Origin of the sequence: Qipengyuania sp. 902, assembly GCF_051195295.1 — a bacterium.
Lineage (GTDB): Bacteria > Pseudomonadota > Alphaproteobacteria > Sphingomonadales > Sphingomonadaceae > Qipengyuania.
In genome coordinates this window covers 310,426-327,958 of record NZ_JBNJLJ010000003.1, presented here as the reverse complement: position 1 = coordinate 327,958, position 17,533 = coordinate 310,426, and the positions used below count along the sequence as shown (strand labels likewise).

At 63.1% G+C, this 17,533-nt stretch carries 17 protein-coding genes and 1 tRNA gene; 8 read left to right on the top strand and 10 right to left on the bottom strand.

The features are described from left to right. The first annotated feature begins 89 nt into the window (after positions 1–89). The 5 genes from cobA to ACSH0F_RS11225 all read left to right on the top strand — a co-directional run bounded on the left by cobA (position 90) and on the right by ACSH0F_RS11225 (position 4,214). Positions 90–848, top strand: a complete 759-nt coding sequence (gene cobA, locus ACSH0F_RS11245) for a uroporphyrinogen-III C-methyltransferase (protein ID WP_435202806.1) — start codon at positions 90–92, stop codon at positions 846–848. Continuing rightward, on the top strand, positions 845–1,141 hold the full coding sequence (locus ACSH0F_RS11240) for a DUF2849 domain-containing protein (protein ID WP_435202804.1): 297 nt from the start codon (positions 845–847) through the stop codon (positions 1,139–1,141). Before cobA ends, ACSH0F_RS11240 begins: the two co-directional genes overlap by 4 nt. A 268-nt stretch (positions 1,142–1,409) precedes the next feature. Next, positions 1,410–3,044, top strand: a complete 1,635-nt coding sequence (locus ACSH0F_RS11235) for a nitrite/sulfite reductase (protein ID WP_435202802.1) — start codon at positions 1,410–1,412, stop codon at positions 3,042–3,044. After that, positions 3,037–3,462, top strand: a complete 426-nt coding sequence (locus ACSH0F_RS11230; RefSeq protein ID WP_435202800.1) for a DUF934 domain-containing protein — start codon at positions 3,037–3,039, stop codon at positions 3,460–3,462. Before ACSH0F_RS11235 ends, ACSH0F_RS11230 begins: the two co-directional genes overlap by 8 nt. Further along, positions 3,459–4,214 (top strand): phosphoadenylyl-sulfate reductase, encoded by a 756-nt coding sequence (locus ACSH0F_RS11225; protein ID WP_435202798.1) that lies wholly within the window; start codon positions 3,459–3,461, stop codon positions 4,212–4,214. The genes ACSH0F_RS11230 and ACSH0F_RS11225 overlap by 4 nt, the downstream gene beginning before the upstream one ends. Here ACSH0F_RS11225 and ACSH0F_RS11220 read toward each other — a convergent pair. Genes ACSH0F_RS11220 through obgE form a run of 4 tightly spaced genes read right to left on the bottom strand, consistent with a single transcriptional unit; the run spans position 4,211 to position 7,989 of the window. Further along, on the bottom strand, positions 4,211–4,849 hold the full coding sequence (locus ACSH0F_RS11220) for a hypothetical protein (protein ID WP_435202796.1): 639 nt from the start codon (positions 4,847–4,849) through the stop codon (positions 4,211–4,213). The genes ACSH0F_RS11225 and ACSH0F_RS11220 overlap by 4 nt on opposite strands. Positions 4,850–4,884: 35 nt before the next feature. After that, positions 4,885–5,796 carry an NAD-dependent epimerase/dehydratase family protein gene (locus tag ACSH0F_RS11215; RefSeq protein WP_435202794.1) on the bottom strand — a complete coding sequence of 304 codons (912 nt, stop codon included), beginning with the start codon at positions 5,794–5,796 and terminating at the stop codon, positions 4,885–4,887. Then, on the bottom strand, positions 5,793–6,914 hold the full coding sequence (proB, locus tag ACSH0F_RS11210) for a glutamate 5-kinase (RefSeq protein ID WP_435202792.1): 1,122 nt from the start codon (positions 6,912–6,914) through the stop codon (positions 5,793–5,795). The genes ACSH0F_RS11215 and proB overlap by 4 nt, the downstream gene beginning before the upstream one ends. A 19-nt stretch (positions 6,915–6,933) precedes the next feature. Continuing rightward, entirely contained in the window at positions 6,934–7,989 is a 1,056-nt protein-coding gene (obgE, locus tag ACSH0F_RS11205; protein ID WP_435202790.1) for a GTPase ObgE, read from the bottom strand. A gap of 185 nt (positions 7,990–8,174) precedes the next feature. On the opposite strand from obgE, the gene ACSH0F_RS11200 reads away from it, so the two are divergent. Then, on the top strand, positions 8,175–8,528 hold the full coding sequence (locus tag ACSH0F_RS11200; RefSeq protein ID WP_435202788.1) for a response regulator: 354 nt from the start codon (positions 8,175–8,177) through the stop codon (positions 8,526–8,528). 13 nt (positions 8,529–8,541) lie between these two features. Here ACSH0F_RS11200 and ACSH0F_RS11195 read toward each other — a convergent pair whose 3' ends face one another. The 5 genes from ACSH0F_RS11195 to ACSH0F_RS11175 form a co-directional block, all read right to left on the bottom strand. Continuing rightward, the gene (locus ACSH0F_RS11195) at positions 8,542–11,973 is read right to left on the bottom strand and encodes a chemotaxis protein CheB (protein WP_435202786.1); all 3,432 of its coding nucleotides are present in this window, start codon (positions 11,971–11,973) and stop codon (positions 8,542–8,544) included. After that, the gene (locus ACSH0F_RS11190) at positions 11,970–12,512 is read right to left on the bottom strand and encodes a PAS domain-containing protein (protein ID WP_435202784.1); all 543 of its coding nucleotides are present in this window, start codon (positions 12,510–12,512) and stop codon (positions 11,970–11,972) included. The genes ACSH0F_RS11195 and ACSH0F_RS11190 overlap by 4 nt, the downstream gene beginning before the upstream one ends. Positions 12,513–12,582: 70 nt before the next feature. After that, positions 12,583–12,658: transfer RNA gene (locus ACSH0F_RS11185), tRNA-Thr, on the bottom strand. Positions 12,659–12,750: 92 nt separating this feature from the next. After that, positions 12,751–13,656, bottom strand: coding sequence for a hypothetical protein (locus tag ACSH0F_RS11180; RefSeq protein WP_435202782.1), 906 nt, complete (start codon positions 13,654–13,656; stop codon positions 12,751–12,753). Next, positions 13,623–14,942 (bottom strand): replication-associated recombination protein A, encoded by a 1,320-nt coding sequence (locus ACSH0F_RS11175; protein ID WP_435202780.1) that lies wholly within the window; start codon positions 14,940–14,942, stop codon positions 13,623–13,625. The genes ACSH0F_RS11180 and ACSH0F_RS11175 overlap by 34 nt, the downstream gene beginning before the upstream one ends. 98 nt (positions 14,943–15,040) lie before the next feature. Between ACSH0F_RS11175 and ACSH0F_RS11170 the strand changes: the two genes are divergently transcribed. Then, positions 15,041–15,802 carry a PadR family transcriptional regulator gene (locus ACSH0F_RS11170; protein WP_435202778.1) on the top strand — a complete coding sequence of 254 codons (762 nt, stop codon included), beginning with the start codon at positions 15,041–15,043 and terminating at the stop codon, positions 15,800–15,802. 72 nt (positions 15,803–15,874) lie between these two features. Then, positions 15,875–16,297: a hypothetical protein gene (locus ACSH0F_RS11165; RefSeq protein ID WP_435202776.1), complete on the top strand. Its 423-nt coding sequence runs from the start codon at positions 15,875–15,877 to the stop codon at positions 16,295–16,297. Between the two features lie 6 nt (positions 16,298–16,303). On the opposite strand, the gene ACSH0F_RS11160 is transcribed toward ACSH0F_RS11165, so the two are convergent. After that, a complete protein-coding gene (locus ACSH0F_RS11160) occupies positions 16,304–17,452 on the bottom strand; it encodes a glycosyltransferase family 4 protein (RefSeq protein ID WP_435202774.1) in 1,149 nt (382 codons plus the stop codon). Between the last annotated feature and the right edge of the window lie 81 nt (positions 17,453–17,533).

Genomic DNA, 17,533 nt, shown 5'->3' with positions numbered 1-17,533 from the left:
GCCGGAAGGTCCGATTTCAAAATCTCGCCTACCGTGCCGCACACCCATTCTGATTGGCGCAATGCCGCGATGAGCCGCATCTTGGCAGCATGGCACACACCGGAACCATTTATCTCGTCGGCGCGGGGCCGGGTGATCCCGATCTTCTGACGATCCGCGCCGCAAGGCTGATCGAACGTGCGCGGGTAATCGTGCACGACGGCCTCGTCGATCCTGCAATCCTCGCCATTGCGCGCGAGGATGCGGAGCTGATTTCCGTGGCCAAGCGCCGCTCCCACCACACCATGCCGCAGGAGGACATCAGCGAGTTGCTGGTGCATCTCGCGCGCTCGGGCGAGGATGTCGTGCGCCTCAAGGGCGGCGATCCTTTCGTGTTCGGTCGCGGCGGCGAGGAAGCCGAAGTAGCCCGCGCCGTGGGTATAGCCGTGGAGGTCGTACCCGGCATCACCGCTGCGAATGGTGCCGCTGCCGCAGCGCAAATCCCGCTGACCCATCGCGACTCTTCCAGCATCGTCAGCTTCGTTGCGGGCCAGTGCAAGGGACTGAAGGACCAGGACTGGGCAGGCCTCGCCGGTAAGGGCCGCACGCTGGTGATTTACATGGGCGTGAAGACGGCGCCGCAGATCGCCGAGAAGCTCATGGAAGACGGGCTGGCCCCAGAGATGCCGGTTGCCGTGATCGAGAACGGCACGCGGCCCGAGATGCGCGTGCTGCGCGGATTGCTCGCCGGGCTGCCCGAACTGGTTGAGCGCGAGAGCGTCGTCAGTCCTGCGCTAATCGTGATCGGCGAGGTCACCGCCCGTGATGCCGCGACACTTGCCAAGCAGGCACAGGAGGCTGCGCGATGAGGCTGCTGACCGGAAACGATCTCAAGACTGGCGCGGTCACGTGGTGGACCGGCAGCGACTGGTCGATCCACGTCGAAGACGCCGCTGATGTCACCGGCAGCGAGGACGAGACCGCACGCCGCGAAGAAGCCGCGCGCCGCGTCAATGCACCCTATGCCGTCGATGCTGAGACGCAGGACGGTGTTCCCCGCCCGACGCATATCAAGGAGCGCGTCCGCACGCTCGGCCCCACCGTGCGGCCCGACCTGACCCTCAAACCCGCCGAGCCCGATCTCGGCAATTGGGTGATTTAGGCGTGTCCTACCGGTTCGAACACATTGAGATCGTCTCTCCTAGTTCGCTGGCAAGGAATGGCGTGCCGCATGGACAGGTTGTCCATGCAAGCGGCGTGACGCTGTCCAGCGGGCTCGGAGAGAAGACCGCCTCGGCGGCGGGCCGATTTGGGCCGCCAGCTTCGTTACTCGTCGATCACGATACGATGATATCGCTCACTCCTCGCGCCTTGCTGACGGCCCAAATCGGCTCCGTCTCAATGCGTTCGAACCGGCAGGACACGCCTTAATGTATAAATACGATCAATATGACCAGGCGATGGTCGATGCCCGCGTGGAGGAATTCCGCGACCAGGCTCGCCGCCGCCTCGAGGGCAAGCTGACCGAAGCCCAATTCACGCCGCTTCGCCTGAAGAACGGGCTCTACCTCCAGTTGCACGCCTACATGCTGCGCGTCGCCATCCCCTATGGCACGCTCGACAGCCGCCAGATGCATGCGCTGGCCGATATCGCCGACAGATACGATCGCGGGTACGGCCACTTCACCACGCGCCAGAACATCCAGTACAACTGGATCAAGCTGGAAGATGCGGCGGACATCCTCGCCGACCTGTCCAAGGTCGAGATGCATGCCATCCAGACCAGCGGCAATTGCATCCGCAACATCAGCTCCGACCATTTCGCGGGCGCCGCTGCGGACGAAGTGGTCGATCCGCGGCCCTATGCGGAGTTGCTGCGCCAGTGGTCGAGCTTCCACCCCGAATTCAATTATTTGCCGCGCAAGTTCAAGATCGCGGTGATCGCCAGCGATACCGATCGTGCAGCCATGCGGTTGCACGACATCGGTATCCAGATCGTGCAGAACGACGCGGGCGAGCTGGGCGCGGCCTTCTATGTCGGTGGCGGCATGGGTCGCACGCCGATGATCGCGCCCTGCATCAACGATTTCGTGCCGCTCGACCGGCTGGTGACCTATGCCGAGGCCTGCCTGCGCGTCTACAATCGCTACGGTCGGCGCGACAACAAGTACAAGGCGCGGATCAAGATCCTCGTCCACGAACTGGGCGCGGAGGAATATACCCGCCAGGTCGAAGAGGAATTCGCCCACCTGCTCGAGCAGGGCGTCGAACCGCCCTTCGCCGAGCTGGAGCGTATCCGCACCTTCTTCGAGGACCCGCTGTTCGAAGCGGACGCATCGTCCGACATCGACCGTTCGGACCCCGACTTCGCGCTATGGGTCGATCGCAATACCGTCGCGCACAAGGCGGACGGCTATGTCTCTGCCGTCATCAGCCTCAAGCCGGTCGGCGGGATCCCGGGCGACGCGACGGCCGAACAGATGCGCCTGATGGCCGATCTCGCCAAGGATTACAGCTTCGACGAACTGCGCGTCATGCACACGCAGAACATCGTCCTGCCGCATGTCCGCAAGGCCGATCTCCACGCGTTGTGGACTGCTTTGGACGAAGCAGGGCTGGGCGCGCCCAATCTCGATACGGTCGAAGACATCATTGCCTGCCCCGGCCTCGATTACTGCAGCCTCGCCAATGCCCGCTCGATTCCGGTCGCGCAGCGAATCTCGGAGCGGTTCGCCAAGACCGGCAAGACCGAAACGCTTGGCCAGCTCAAGCTCAAGATTTCGGGCTGCATCAATGCCTGCGGGCATCATCACGCGGGCCACATCGGCATTCTCGGCGTCGACCGAAAGGGTGTGGAGAACTACCAGCTCCTGCTCGGCGGCAGCGAGGCGGAGGACGTCAGCCTCGCCAAGATCACCGGCCCCGGCTTCGACGAGCACGGCATCGTCGATGCGGTCGAGACGGTCACGACAGTTTACGAACGCGAACGCGAGGATGGCGAACGCTTCCTCGATACCTATCGCCGCATCGGCATGAACCCCTTCAAGGAGGCGCTTTATGGCTGAGCTTCTGCGCTATCGCGACGACGAGACGGTCGACCATCCCGCAGTGACGGTCGATGCCTTCCTCGACCAGTCGAACGCTTCGGCCGTGCGGATTGAGCCGGGCGACGATGCCCGCGATCTTTTGCCGCACCTCGAACGGGTGGCGCTGGTGGAGGTCAACTTCCCCGCATTCGGCGACGGGCGGGGTTATTCCTCGGCCCGCATCCTGCGCGAGGCCGGTTATGACGGCGAATTGCGTGCGGTCGGCGATGTGCTGGTCGACCAGCTTGCTTACATGCGTCGCTGCGGCTTCGATGCATTCGAACCCGATCAGCAGCTCGACAAGGGCGACGTGCAGGCCGCGTTCGATCGTTGGCCGGAGGTCTATCAGCCGGCAGCAGATGATCGCACACCGATCTGGACGAAGCGCCACTCATGAACGAACTTCGCGCCATCGACCGCCTCGACACGGCTCCGCGGTTCTCGGAGCACGATGCCATTCGCCTCAACCGCATGTTTCGCGGGTCGGAGACGGAGGAATGGCTGCGCGCGGTGATCGAGGGCAATCTGACCGGCGACACGGCGATCGTGTCCAGCTTTGGCGCGGAAAGCGCTGTGCTGCTGCATCTCGTGTCGCGGATCGATCCGAAGGTACCGGTGCTGTTCCTCGACACCGGCAAGCATTTCCCCGAAACGCTGGCCTATCGCGACGAGCTGACCGAGCGGCTTGGCCTAAACCGCATCGATCTGTATCCCGAGATCGCCGATCTCGAAACGCGCGACGAAAGCGGGCTGCGCTGGTCCTACGACCCCGACGGCTGCTGCGAGCTGCGCAAGGTCAAGCCGCTAGCCAAGGCACTGGCCGATTTCGACGCCAGTTTCACCGGGCGCAAAGCGTTCCAGTCCTCGACGCGCGCCAACCTGCCGCGGTTCGAACTGGACACCTCGGACGCGCAGGGGCGATTGAAGATCAACCCGCTGATCGACTGGACGGCCGACGATATCGCCGCCTATTTCGAAGCGCACGACCTGCCGCGCCACCCGCTGGTAGAGCGCGGTTTTCCGTCGATCGGCTGTTCGCCCTGCACCCGCCAGGTGGGCGAGGGCGAGGACCCGCGCGCCGGACGCTGGGCCGGCTGGGACAAGGTCGAATGCGGCATCCACAAGCCGGGCGAGGAGCCGTTCCTCTAGACGACGTCCACGACGACCCCTAGCAGGATCACGATCACCAGCGCTTCGAAAAAACCGCGTGCTGCATTGCCAAAAGCGCGTAGTCGCGAACTGCCTCGCTCTTCGCGGAACCATGCCGTCTGCACCGCCAGGTACCAGATCACTGTCGCCAGCATGATCGACAAGCCGAGGGTGAATGTGTTGGTCGCGGCGATCGTCATGACGCCCGCGTTGAACCCTAGTGCGAAGGGCGCCGCGATGAAGCACTGGGCATAGAACGGCTCGCGCAGCGTCTTGCGATCTAGCGCGATGCCCTTCGATCTGAGCAGGCGGAGCGAGAGCATCAGCGGGAACAGGGAAAAGGCGACCAGCCGGTAGGCGATCAGGTTCTTGTCGTCCGCAAAGAACCCCTCCGACTGGACGTTCCACCCTTCGGTCAGTTCGACCAGATGGATCAGGCCGAGGGTGATCGCCAAGAAGATCGGCGGGCTGAGCGTGTCGGAATACCGATCCTCCTCGGCCTGATCCACTTCCTCGTCGGAATACACCATCAAGCGCAACGGATGGATGATGCTGCGGGCCAGCGTCAGCGGATAGAAGACCAGCCAGACCATCAGTTCGTAGAGCAGCAGCTCCAGCGACTTGATGATCTTCATGAAGTCCATGAGATCAGGCTAGCGCCGGGGTGCAATCAAAGCCAGCCCTCGCGGCGGTACCACTCGGCGGTTCGTGCGAGACCGTCTTCACCAGTAATGTGCGGCTCCCATACCGAAGGGGGCACACGCTTGGCGGAGCGAGCAACCCAGTTCGGATGCGCCATATATCCGACGCGGTCCGGCGTGAGCCGTGCCTTGTCACCGCGTAGCAGGCGATCGACGCGCGCGCCTGCGAGCATGAGCGGCTTCGGCAAATGCGGGGCGAAAATCCGGCGACCGACAGCGCGTCCGATCTCGCGGGCGAGTTCATTGTGCGCCCAGCCACCCTCGCGCCCATCGTCGGGTTCGAAGGTCTGGCGCCGCACCAGGACCGGCGGCGCATCGACGAGGTCGAGCAATAGTCGCGCCAGATCGGCGACATGGATGATCGAACTCGCACCGCGCGGGGGCAGGGGGACGACGCCCCATTTCGCGCTGCGGAACATCTCGAGATAGTCGATGTCGCGCGGGCCGTAGACGCCGGGCGGGCGCACGATCGTCCAGTCGAGGCCGCTGGCCTGCACCAGCTCTTCGGCGCGCGCCTTGGATGTCCCATAGGCGGACAGGTCCGGCTCGCGGGCAGAGAGCGAGGAGACGAATACCAGCCGCTTGCATTTTGCCGCCTTCATCGCGGTGATGACGTGGGCCGTGCCGTCGACATTGTGCGCTTCGAACGCGGCGGGATCGGGCGAATTGGTGAGGCCAGCGACGTGGATCATCGCGTCGGCTCCGCGCACGAGCGTTTCGAGCGACGCAGTGTCGGCTAGGGTTCCCTCGAACCATTCGACTCCGGCGCGATCCTCCTGTGCGCGGCGGGTAAGAGCACGGATCGCGGCGTCACGCTGTGCCGCCTCATCGAGCACGGCTTGCCCGACGAAGCCGGTCGCACCGGTCAGCGCTATCGTCATGCCTGCACCATGTGGTCGCGATGGATCACGGCAGCGCGGGGGGCGTAGCCGAGTTTCGCTTCCTGCTGCTCTTCGCGCAAGCCGAGGATCGCGCGGCACTCGGCGGCGCTGTATTCGACGAGCCCTTGGCCGAGCCGTTCGCCATTTGGTCCGAAGATCGCAACGAGATCACCGCGCGAAAACTCGCCTTCGATCTCGGCTAATCCAGCAGCGAGGAGGCTGGCACCCTTGGCCAGCGCCTCGGCACAGCCATCATCGACGGTCAGCACCCCTGCAGGCGCGAGCCGTCCGGCCAACCATGCCTTACGCGCGCTGGCATCGGCTTGTGGGACGAACACAGTCCCTACGCCGGTTTCTCGATAGCGCTTCAGCGGCGAGAGGTGGGTGCCATTGGCGACGACCAGCGAAATTCCAGCCCGCTCCGCAATGCGCGCTGCTTGCAGCTTGGCGAGCATCCCACCCGAGCCGAGTCCCGAAGTCGAGGAGGTGTCCGCCATCGCGATGATCTCCGGCGTAACGCCCTCGACACGCTCCAGACGAACCGCGCCGTCTTCGCGCGGATCGCGGTCGTAGAGACCGTCGACGTCGGACAGCAGTATCACCGCATCGGCACCCGCCGCCTGCGCCACCCGCGCGGCCAGCCGGTCATTGTCCCCGAAGCGGATTTCCTCGGTGGCGACGCTGTCGTTCTCGTTCACTACCGGCACCGCACCAGCCTCGATCAGCCGCTGCAAGGTGGCCGAGGCGTTGAGATAGCGCCGCCGGTCTTCCAGATCGCCGAGCGTGACGAGCATCTGCGCGGCGGTAAGATCGTGGCGGCCGAGATTGTCTGCCCACAGCCGCGCCAACTCCACCTGGCCGACACTCGCCGCTGCCTGCGCATCCGCCAGGCTACCGCGTCCGCCCTTCGCCATGCCGAGCTTCGCCGCGCCGAGGGCGATTGCGCCTGAGGACACCACAATGATCTCGGTGCCTCCGCTGCGCAGGGTTGCGAGGTCCTCTGCCAGCGTCGCCAGCCAGTCCGCGCGCGGAGCACCGTCCTCGACCAGCAACGCCGAGCCGACCTTGACGACAAGGCGGCGGCTCGCGGTGAGTTCGTGAGGGACTGCCCGTGCCATGTGCCTGCCAATTTTCCGTCTAGATCGGCGACCAGTCGGGCGCCTGGTCGTCGTCCTCGACCTCTTCGGCATGCGTTTCGGTCGCCGTCCGGTCGGGCAGATAGCCGAGCACGGCATCGAGCAGCTCAGGAATGCCGGCCCCTGTCGCACCCGAAACGGTGAAGACCTTGTCGGCCCCGGCCGCTAGCAATTCTTCGGCGAACCCTTCACCCAGTTCTTGGTCGGCAAGGTCGAGCTTGTTCAACGCGACCAGTTGCGCCTTGTCATCCAAGCCTGCGCCATAGGCCTCGAGCTCATCATTGACTGTACGATAGGCCGCGGCGGGATCGTCGCCCGATATGTCGATCAGGTGGATCAGCACGCGGCAGCGCTCGATATGGCCGAGGAAACGGTCGCCTATCCCCGCACCGTCGGCTGCGCCCGCGATCAGGCCGGGAATGTCGGCCAGCACGAATTCGCGGCCCTTGTGGCTGACCACGCCCAGCTTGGGCACCAGCGTGGTGAAGGCGTAATGGCCGACCTTGGCCTTGGCGTTGGAAACCTGGTTGATGAAGGTGCTCTTGCCCGCATTGGGGAGGCCCAGCAGGCCGACGTCGGCGAGCAGCTTCAGCCGCAGCCAGACCCACATCTCCTCGCCCGGTTCGCCCGGTTGGTGCTGGCGCGGGGCGCGATTGGTGCTGGACTTGTAGCTCGCGTTGCCGCGCCCGCCCATGCCGCCTTCGAGGAAGACCACGCGCTGGCCGACTTCGGTGAAATCGGCGAGAACCTCTTCCTTGTCCTCGCTCAGCACCTGCGTGCCGACGGGAACCTCGATCACGAGATCGGGCGCGCCGGCACCGGTGCGGTCCTTGCCCTGGCCGTGCGTGCCGCGCTTCGCCTTGAAGTGCTGGGCATAGCGGAAGTCGATCAGCGTATTGAGACCCTGCACGGCCTCGAACACGATATCGCCGCCCTTGCCGCCATTGCCGCCGTCGGGACCACCGTATTCGATATACTTCTCGCGCCGGAAGCTGACGGCACCGGGGCCGCCCGCGCCGGACTTGAGATAGATCTTGGCCTGATCGAGAAAGTGCATGTCGCGGCCCCTAGTCGTTTTTGCCTGGCAAGGCGAGATCGCAATGCGCCGCTACGATGGGTTACCCAATGGTGAACGAAACTTCACGAAAATCGACGAAGCGTGGAACAGTTTTCGGGAGTTGGCCGTTCGGTCCACACGATTAAGGCGGGAAAAGGTTAAAAGTCGCCCCGATGCAGAATGTTATGATTGTAGACGACGAGGCGCTGGTGCTGCTCGACCTCGTCCATACCGTCGAAGATCTCGGCTATGCGATCCACTCGGAATCGACGAGTGTGGAGGGTGCGCTGGCCTCTCTGGAAAGCGAAGCCCCCGACCTCGCCCTACTGGATATCGATGTCGCAGGAGTGCCGGTCTGGCCGGTCGCGCGTGAACTGACTGCCAAGGGCGTTCCGGTGATTTTCGTCAGCGCGAACCTTTCGCACAAAGAGTTGTGCCAAGAGTTTTCCGACTGCCCGAAGCTCGAGAAGCCGGCGTCGCCAGCAGATATCGGCACGGTTCTCGAAATGGCCGGCGAAGTCAAAAGCTGCGCCGCCTGACCCTTTCGGCCGACTAGGTCGGGAACTTCAAAGTCCGGCGATAACCGCCTTCGATCGCATTGCCGCTGGCTTCCCCGCGAAGCTGGCGCGCAGCTGTTTGCACGAGTTTGGTGCCGAAACCCGGCCCGCTGTTGCCCTTTTCAACCGGTGCCTGGCCGTCTTCCTGCCAATCGATTGCGACTTCGCCATCCTGATCGGTCCAACCGATGTCGATCGACCCGTCGCGGGTGGCCAAAGCGCCGTACTTTGTTGAATTCGTCGCCCATTCGTGCAGGATCAGCGCAATCGAGGTAATCTTGTCGTTGCTTATCGTCGTGTCGGGTCCGGACATGTCGACGTTTTGACCGGCGAGATTAGGCCGCAGGACCGTATCGACGAGCTTCGATAGCGCAATGCCGCCATCGGCCGCATCGCCAGCCTCGTTGGTCAGCGAATGCGAGCGGCCGAGCGCATGGATGCGATCGCGCAGGCCCTCGGCGAAGGTAGCGACATCCTCCGCATCGCGCGCGGCAATCGAAACCATCGCCGAGATGACCGAGAACAGGTTCTTCACCCGGTGGTTCATCTCGCGAATCATCAATTCGCGCTGATCCAGCAGGCGGCGTTCGGCCGACACGTCGAAGGTCACGCCGATGAACTTGCGCGTGCCGGACACCTCGATGAGTTTACCGAGGCCATGAAGATAACGGGTTTCGCCATCGTCGAGCGGCAAGCGAAAGACTTCGTCGAAATCGCTGTCGCCTTCCATCGCCATGCGCAATGCGCGATTGACGCGATCGCGATCATCCGGCGGCAGCGAAGCCATGATTGGCTCCAGCGTGTCACCGGGATCGTCCTGATCTAGGTCGAACAGATTGCGCTCGGTCGGATCCAGCACGGTCTTGTCGGTCGAGGGTTCGTATTCCCAGACGCCGATCTTCGCGACCTCCAGGGCGAGCCTCAGACGCTCGCGTTCTTCACGCAGGTCACGTTCCAGCGAGAGCGTTTCGGAGACGTCGGTGAAGATCAGCGTTGCGCCGTCCAGCTGACCGTCGAGCAAGCGATAGGGAATTGCCTGCAACACGAGCTCGCGATCAAGAGAACTAGAATGCATACCTTCTTCGACCTGCATTCCCTGCTTGGCGGCGCTCTTCGCCATATCCACGAAGTGATCGTTGTCGAGATTGTGCGGCAGGGAGGCGAGCGGTTGCCCGATATTCTCCTTCGTCAGCGGGAAGAGATCTTCGGCTGCATCGGTGAAACTGCGTAGCTTCAGTTCGGAATCGACGACGATCACCGCCAGCTTGGTGCTGTCGAAGAAGTTTTTCAGATCGGCATTTGCCGTGGTCAGCTGATCGACCTTGTTCTTCAGTTCGTCGTTGACCGTCGTCAGCTCCTCGTTGGTGGACTGGAGCTCCTCGTTCATCGACATCATTTCTTCGTTGGAGCTCTTGAGCTCCTCGTTGGTCGTTTCCAGTTCCTCGACCGTCGAACGCAGGCGATGCCGGGTGGCTTGCAACTCTTCTTCGAGGAACTGCCGCTGGCCGTCCTCGGGATCGAATTCGTCGTAATCGTCGCCGGTGTCGGGTTCGAGGCCGCGGGTCTCGTTGACGACGAACAGGAAGGTCTGGTTGTCGATCGGCTCGCAGACGACCGTCGCCTCCAGCGTTCCGAAATCGGTGACGATCTCTACCTCTTTCACGATGGCCCGACGCCCGGTGTTCGACACCTGGCGGATCATCGGAGCGAACAGCTCGCGCAGGCCCGGGCGAGCGAGCGAGGGCACGTGGATCGAGCGTTCGAGCCGGTCGGGGAAATCGAGATAGCGCCCGGCCGATCCCCAGCGTTCGAGCAGCATGGCCTCGCGATCGAGCAGCAGGCTGACGGGCGAGTAACGCTGCGCGAGTTTCTCCAATGCGCGCAGTTCCACGCCTCCCCGTCGTGTCGTTTCCTCCCGGTTCGACCTCTGCCGGCTGCGATTGATCTGCCGTGAAACATCGCTGGCCAGATTGAGCGTGTAGTTGCCCTTCACGTTCTTGCGCCGGAATATCCGCGCCGTCTGGTCCACGGATTCGAACAGGTCTTCATGCCGCCCGATCGTCTCGGACGAGCCGAGGAACAGGTAGCCGCTTTCGCGCGTGGCGAAATGGAACAGCGGGAACGCCAGCTTCTGCAGGGAATCGTCGAAATAGATCAGGACGTTGCGGCAGGCGACGAGATCGATCTTGGAGTAGGGCGGATCGCGCACGAGGTTGTGGACGCTGAAGCGCACCATGTCCCTGATCTGCGGCGCGATGGTGAACTTGTCCTTGCTTCCGTAGATGTACTCATCCTGGAAGGGCTTGGGGATGTCCTGCAGCGATGACAGAGGGTAGACGCCCGATCGCCCGATATCGAGCATCTTGTCGTCGATGTCTGTGGCGAACACCTGCACATAAGGTCGCTTGTCGAACCGCTTGGCGGCTTCCGCAAACAGCATGGCAATGCTGTAAACCTCTTCGCCACTGGAGCAGCCAGGCACCCAGATCCGCAGCTCTTCGCCGTTCTTGGCCTCTTTCACCATCGGCGAAATGACCAACTCGTCGAGCTGCTTGAAATGGTCGGAGTCGCGGAAAAAGCGGGTGACATTGATCAGCAAGTCGCTGAACAACGCGCTGCATTCATTCCCGTTTCCCTGGAGGTGCTTGAGATACGCCTTGGTATCCTCGATCCCGAGGACCTGCATGCGGCGAGCGACGCGGCGGTTGAGCGTACTGCGCTTGTAATTCGAGAAATCGTGGCCGACCGCTTCACGCAGGACATCGCAGATATCGAGCAGCGTGTCGGCATCCTCGAGATCGTTCTCGACCACATCGGCGAGGCCGGCGCGCTGGAAGAATTTCGACAGGTGCTCGACCGTGTCGCGCGGGTCGCAGGTGATATCGACCAGCCCCGTGCCGATGGCGGCGGTGGGCATGCCGTCATAGGCGGCCGTATCGGGATCCTGCGCGATGCAGATGCCCGAATGTTCCTTGATCGCCCGCAGGCCCCGGCTGCCATCCGCGCCGGTGCCCGAGAGGATCACACAGGCTGCGCGCTCGCCCTGATCCTTCGCGAGGCTCTCGAAGAAATCGTCGATCGGGCGACGCATACCCCGCTGTTCGGTGAATTCCGTCAGCTCGAGCACACCGTCCTTCACCGCGAGGCCATGCGCTGGCGGAATGACATAGATATGGTCGGGTTCGAGCTTCTCCCCGCCTTCCGCCTGCTTCACCGCCATCGGGGTGTAGCGTTCGAGCAGCTGCGCCATCAGCGATTCGTGCGTCGGATCGAGATGCTGGACCACCACGAAGGCCATGCCGCTCTGGCCGTCGAAGCCGCTGAACATTTCGCGCAAGGCTTCCAGCCCGCCCGCCGATGCACCGACGCCGACGATCGCGAATTCGCCCGATCGTGCGGGCTTGCTTGCTGGTGCGCCCTCCTTCATTCCATCCGGGCCCTTGCAATGATGGAGTGGCTCGACGCCAGCGCGTCGAAACTGCCGAGCAGGGCCCAGTTGTCGTCTCCGGTCAGCAAATTGAGTTGCTTAAGGCTTTCCTTGAGCGCGCGATCGTAGAGGCCGGGCTCGGACGCCTTCTCCGGGTCGACCGGAAACTGCGAGCCGAGCACGTAGGTGACCTCATCGTCTTTCTTGAGCTTGGCCATATACACCAGGTTCAGGAATTTCCGCCCGTCCTTCGTGACGTTCGGAATTACGAACCGGCCATCGGGTTTGTCGGAATCGTAGAGGAATTCGCGCATATCTTTGCGAACGGCGTCGGGAGATTCGTCCGGCTGGAGGAAACGGCAGTTGCGATCCAGAACCTCGTCCGGGCCATAACCGGACATATCGCAGAATGGCTGATTCACCGCGATCAGCGGCATGTCTTCAGCCTTCGCATCGGCCAGGCTGAGCGAAATGCGGCTCTCGGCGAAAGCGCTGCGCAGACCTGCAGGGAGTTCGGCGCTGGTGAAGAAGGTATCCATCGCGCATTTACCTAGGTGGCAAGTAGCCAATGGCCAAGGCAAAATGCTTGATTGTGCTTTTAGTTAAATTTGGTGCCGGCTGCAGGAGTCGAACCCGCGGCCCCCTGATTACAAATCAGGTGCTCTACCAGCTGAGCTAAGCCGGCCCATTTTTCGCCGTAGCGCCTCGCCACCTGAGGGCATCGGTGCCCTGCAAGAGGTGATCGGTACGAACGTCGGAACGTGGCGCGCCACTGCGTCATAACGCGCCGAAAGTCCAGCCCTCCGTGCGCGCGATCTGCGGAGTCATCGCCGTCGGCTGCCACCGACGCCTCTCGCCAGCCACCTTGCGTAGCCATGCGGCGCTGAGGAGCGCATCGGAGGAATGATCGTCGATCGGCCCTTTGCCCGACACTGGAGCCGAGCCGATCGCGGCGAGCGCCTCGTTCAGATCCTCATGGGTGCGCATCTTGGCGCGCGCCGCGCTGCGCCCGGCCTCCATCGCAGCGAGGCTGGTGTAGATTTCGACGATGACCGACCCTTTGCGCGGAAGCGGGTCGATCGGCCAGACCGGCAGCAGGCCGCGCAGGTGGTGTAGCATCCGCATGCCCGTCAGGCTCGACTTGCCGACCTGCGCCGCACCGACGAGGTTGAAATTGGAATAGGGTTTGCAACCCATCGCCGCCTGCGCCTTCTCGGTCACGCGGAAGCGCCCGCGACCATGCGCCGCATCGTCGCAACCGAAATGCGCGCCGGTATCCGTGCCGTTACGGAAATAGGGCGCGTAGTCCGGATGATCGACGAAGGACTGGACGCCGAAATGCTCGTCCTTGCGGCAGATATCGTCGATCAAGGCCCACAGCGTCGGAGCATCGGGCAGCGAGACTGTGTTCTTCGGAAAATATGCGCCGCAATCGGCGTGGGGCAGGCTGATGCCGAGATCGAGGCCGACAAGCGTGTTCTTCGGCAGGTCTTCGCGCAGAACCGTGAGCACTTCCTCCCGGCTCCAGCGATGGTCGATCAGCACAGGCGCGCCGCCTCCCGCCTTCGCCACGGCGAGTGCGATGCCCTTGTGTTTGCGCCCCTTCGCGCCCGACCAGTCGATGGCGAGGAAATTGTCGAACTTGCGAATTACGAATGCCTTTCGCTTCTCAGCTTGTCCCAATAATCGAGCCGCTTCTTCACCTCGCGCTCGAAGCCGCGATCGACAGGCTCGTAGTATTCCTGCGGCTCCATTTCGTCGGGCCAGTAATTGTCGCCGGAGAAGCCCTCGTCGGAATTGTGATCGTAGATGTAGCCGGCGCCGTAGCCGATATCCTTCATCAGCTTGGTCGGCGCGTTGAGGATGTTCTGCGGCGGCATCAGGCTGCCCGTTTCCCTGGCCGATTTGAACGAGGCCTTCTGCGCCTTGTAGACCGCGTTCGATTTCGGCGCGGTGGCGAGATAGGTGCAGGCCTGCACCAGCGCGAGTTCGCCTTCTGGGCTGCCGAGGAATTCGTAGGCATCCTTGGCAGCCATGCACTGCACCAGCGCCTGCGGATCGGCCATGCCGATATCCTCCACTGCCATGCGGATCAGGCGACGGGCAAGGAAGCGCGGTTCTTCGCCTGCAGTGAGCATGCGAGCGAGATAATAAAGGCTCGCCTGTACGTCGCTGCCACGCACTGCTTTATGAAGTGCGGAGATGAGATTGTAATGCCCCTCGCGGTCCTTGTCGTAAACTGCGACGCGGCGTTGCAGGAACTGGCCCAGTGCGGCCGGATCGAGCGGCTCGTCGATCTTGGCATTGTAGAGCGTTTCGGCCTGGTTGAGCAGGAACCGCCCGTCGCCATCGGCGCTGGCAACCAGCGCATCGCGCGCCTCGGGGGTGAGGGGGAGGGGACCTTCCAGCTCTTCCGCCTTGTCGAGTAGCGAACCCAGCGCTTCGTGATCGAGTCGCTGAAGAATCAGCACCTGCGCGCGGCTGAGCAGCGCGGCGTTGAGCGCGAAGCTGGGGTTCTCGGTCGTCGCACCGACCAGCGTGACGGTCCCGCGCTCGACGAAGGGCAGAAAGCCGTCCTGCTGCGCGCGGTTGAAGCGATGGATCTCGTCCACGAACAATAACGTGCGCTGTCCCGCGGCGGCTGCCTTGTCGGCGGCGGCAAAGGCTTTCTTGAGGTCGGCAACGCCGCTGAACACGGCGCTGACGCTTTCGAAGCGCATACCGACGCTGTCGGCAAGCAGCCGCGCGATCGTAGTTTTCCCGGTGCCGGGCGGCCCCCACAGGATCATGCTCGAGAGGCGACCCGCCGCCACCATTCGCCCGATGGCGCCTTCGGGACCGGTCAGATGATCTTGCCCCACCACCTCGTCGAGCGCGCGGGGGCGCAACCGATCGGCAAGCGGCGCATCCTCGCGCGGCGCATCGGTCTCGGCAGTCGCCGGGAGGCTGTCGGGGAAAAGATCGGCCATTGGTCGGCTGACATAGGGGTTTCGTCGAGCTTTTGCAGGGGGCTCTTGCGAGCTAAGTCAGAAGATATATCTTAGTCATATCTAAAAGGAGTTACGATATGACTGGCAAAGACGTCCGCGACGAACCGCTGGAAGGCAATATCCCCGATCATCCCGAAGGCGAGGACTTTGATGTCGACGTCGATATCGAGGTCGATGTCGATCCCGACCGCGAGGGTTCGTACAGCCGCACTTATAGCGCGTCGGGCTTCTTCGGACCCGAAGGCGTATTCGGACCCAAGGGCCCCTTCGGCCCGGACGGACCTTTCGGACCGGGCGGCCCGTTCGGCCCGAACGGACCCTTCGGCAACGGCTCCCGGAGGTCCGGCGGGACGCATCGCGCGCGCCGCCGCCGCATGTTCGCTGCGGGCGAATTGCGCCTGTTGCTGCTGCATCTGATCGCGGAGGAACCGCGCCACGGCTACGAACTCATCAAGGCGGTCGAAGACATGACCGGTGGCAATTATTCGCCGAGCCCGGGCACGGTCTATCCGACGCTCTCGCTGCTCGAGGACGAGGGGCTGATCCGCGAAGTCGACGGCGACGAGCCGCGCAAGGCCTATCGTGCGACCGAGAAAGGGCGTGGTGAGCTGGCCGATCGCAAGGATGAGATCGAGAGCCTGGTCGAGCGGATCGAAGGCCAGCGTCAGCGCCGCGCGAAATCCGGCAAGGCCTTCGCCACACCCGAGATGTTCCGAGCAGTGGGCAATCTCGCGACCGTGCTGAAGAACCGCGCCAAGAGCGGCCAACTTGACGAGAAGACCATGCGTGAAATCGTCGATCTGGTGGACGATCTGGCCAAGAAGATCGAGCGGCTCTGACCTGTCTTGCTTGCCTCCCGGCCGATCCTCGCTACGCTGCGTGACGAGGGTTGGCAGAGGGGAGAGTGAAGTATGACGGAAGCTGTCAGGACACCGTGGCACCTGTGGCTGGTTGGCGTAGTGACGCTGCTTTTCAATGCTGTCGGAATTTGGAGCTATCTCAGCACTCAGTCAGGCAATCTCGATGGTCTGGGTATGAGTACAGAAGCAATCGATTATGTAACGAGCTTCCCCGCTTGGGCCGATTCACTATGGGCGCTGGGCGTATGGGGCGCGTTCGCTGGTTCGGTCCTGTTGCTGTTCCGAGCGCGCTGGGCCGTCACCGCATTTCTGATCGCTATACTCGGCCTTGTCGGTACTACGATCTATCAACGGGTGCTGACGGACCTGCCCGCCGACATGCAGGGCATAATTCTCCCGCTGGCGATCTGGGCAACCACATTGTTCTCAACGTGGTATGCGATCAGCATGCGGCGCAAGGGCGTGCTGCGCTGAGCGAAGCTAAGCTTTGCGCTGCTCGAGCAGGCGCAGGTAGGTGTCGACCACCACCTGGTTGATCGCGTCCCAAGAATACTCGCCAGCTGCGCGTGCGCCGGCCTCGCCATGGCGTGCGCGCAGCTCCGGGTTCTTGCAATAAGGTGCGAGCGCTTCGGCGAATTCGCGCGGCTTGCCGGCCTCGACCAGGCGGCCGGTCTCCCAGTCTTTGACCAGGCTGGCGCTCCCCGTCGCTCCGGCAGCCACGACCGGCAGCCCGCAGGCCATCGCCTCCAGCGTGACGTTGCCGAAGGTCTCGGTAACCGATGGATTGAGAAAGATGTCGCCGCTCGCCAAGGCCCGGCCAAGGTCCGCGCCGCCCTGGAACCCAACGAAGGTCCCGCCGGGCAGGGTCTTCTCGAACCATCCACGCGCCGGGCCGTCGCCGATCACCAGCACCTTGTGCGGTACCTGCTCCTTGCGCAGTTCCACAATGGTGTCGGCGAAGATATCGAGCCCCTTCTCCATGACCAGCCGGCCGAGGAAGACGATGGCCACGTCGTCGTCCGCCAGCCCCTGGGCGCGGCGCCACTCCATATCGCGCTTGGAGGGGTGGAAAATGGTCCGGTCGACCCCGCGCGACCAGATCGAGATATCGCGATGCATGCGCTGCTCGTGCAAGGTATCGACCATGCTCTGCGAGGGCGTCACCAGCGCGTCGCACTTGCGATAAAGATTGCGGAGGTACGTCTCGACCAGCGGTTCGAGGAAGCCGAGCTTATAGTAGCGCGGATAGGTTTCGAAGCGCGTGTGCACCGAACCGAGCACGGGAATATCGCGTTTGCGCGCCCATTCCACAGCCGCTCTCGCACTAAAATCCGGCGACGAGATGTGCATCATATTGGGCCGGAAGTCTTCGAGATCGCGGCGCACCTCGTCATTCAACCCATAAGGGACGCGATATTCCGAGCGGCCGGGGATGGGCACGGAGGGCAGGCTGACCAGATCGCCCTGCGGTTCGAACGCGGGTGTGTCGATGGTCGGTGAATACACGCGCAAAGTGACACCTTGGCGAACCAAAAACTCGGCTAGCCTGTTCAGTGCCTTGTTCGCGCCATCCACGGTCATGTTGTAGTTGCCGCTGAACATGGCGATGCGAAGGTCGGAAGCGTTCATCGTCGCGGGGCATAGGGTGCAGGAGAGCGTTTGGCGAGAGTAGGAAGTTCGGTTGGTTGAAGTCTTTTTAGGTGCGCCTTC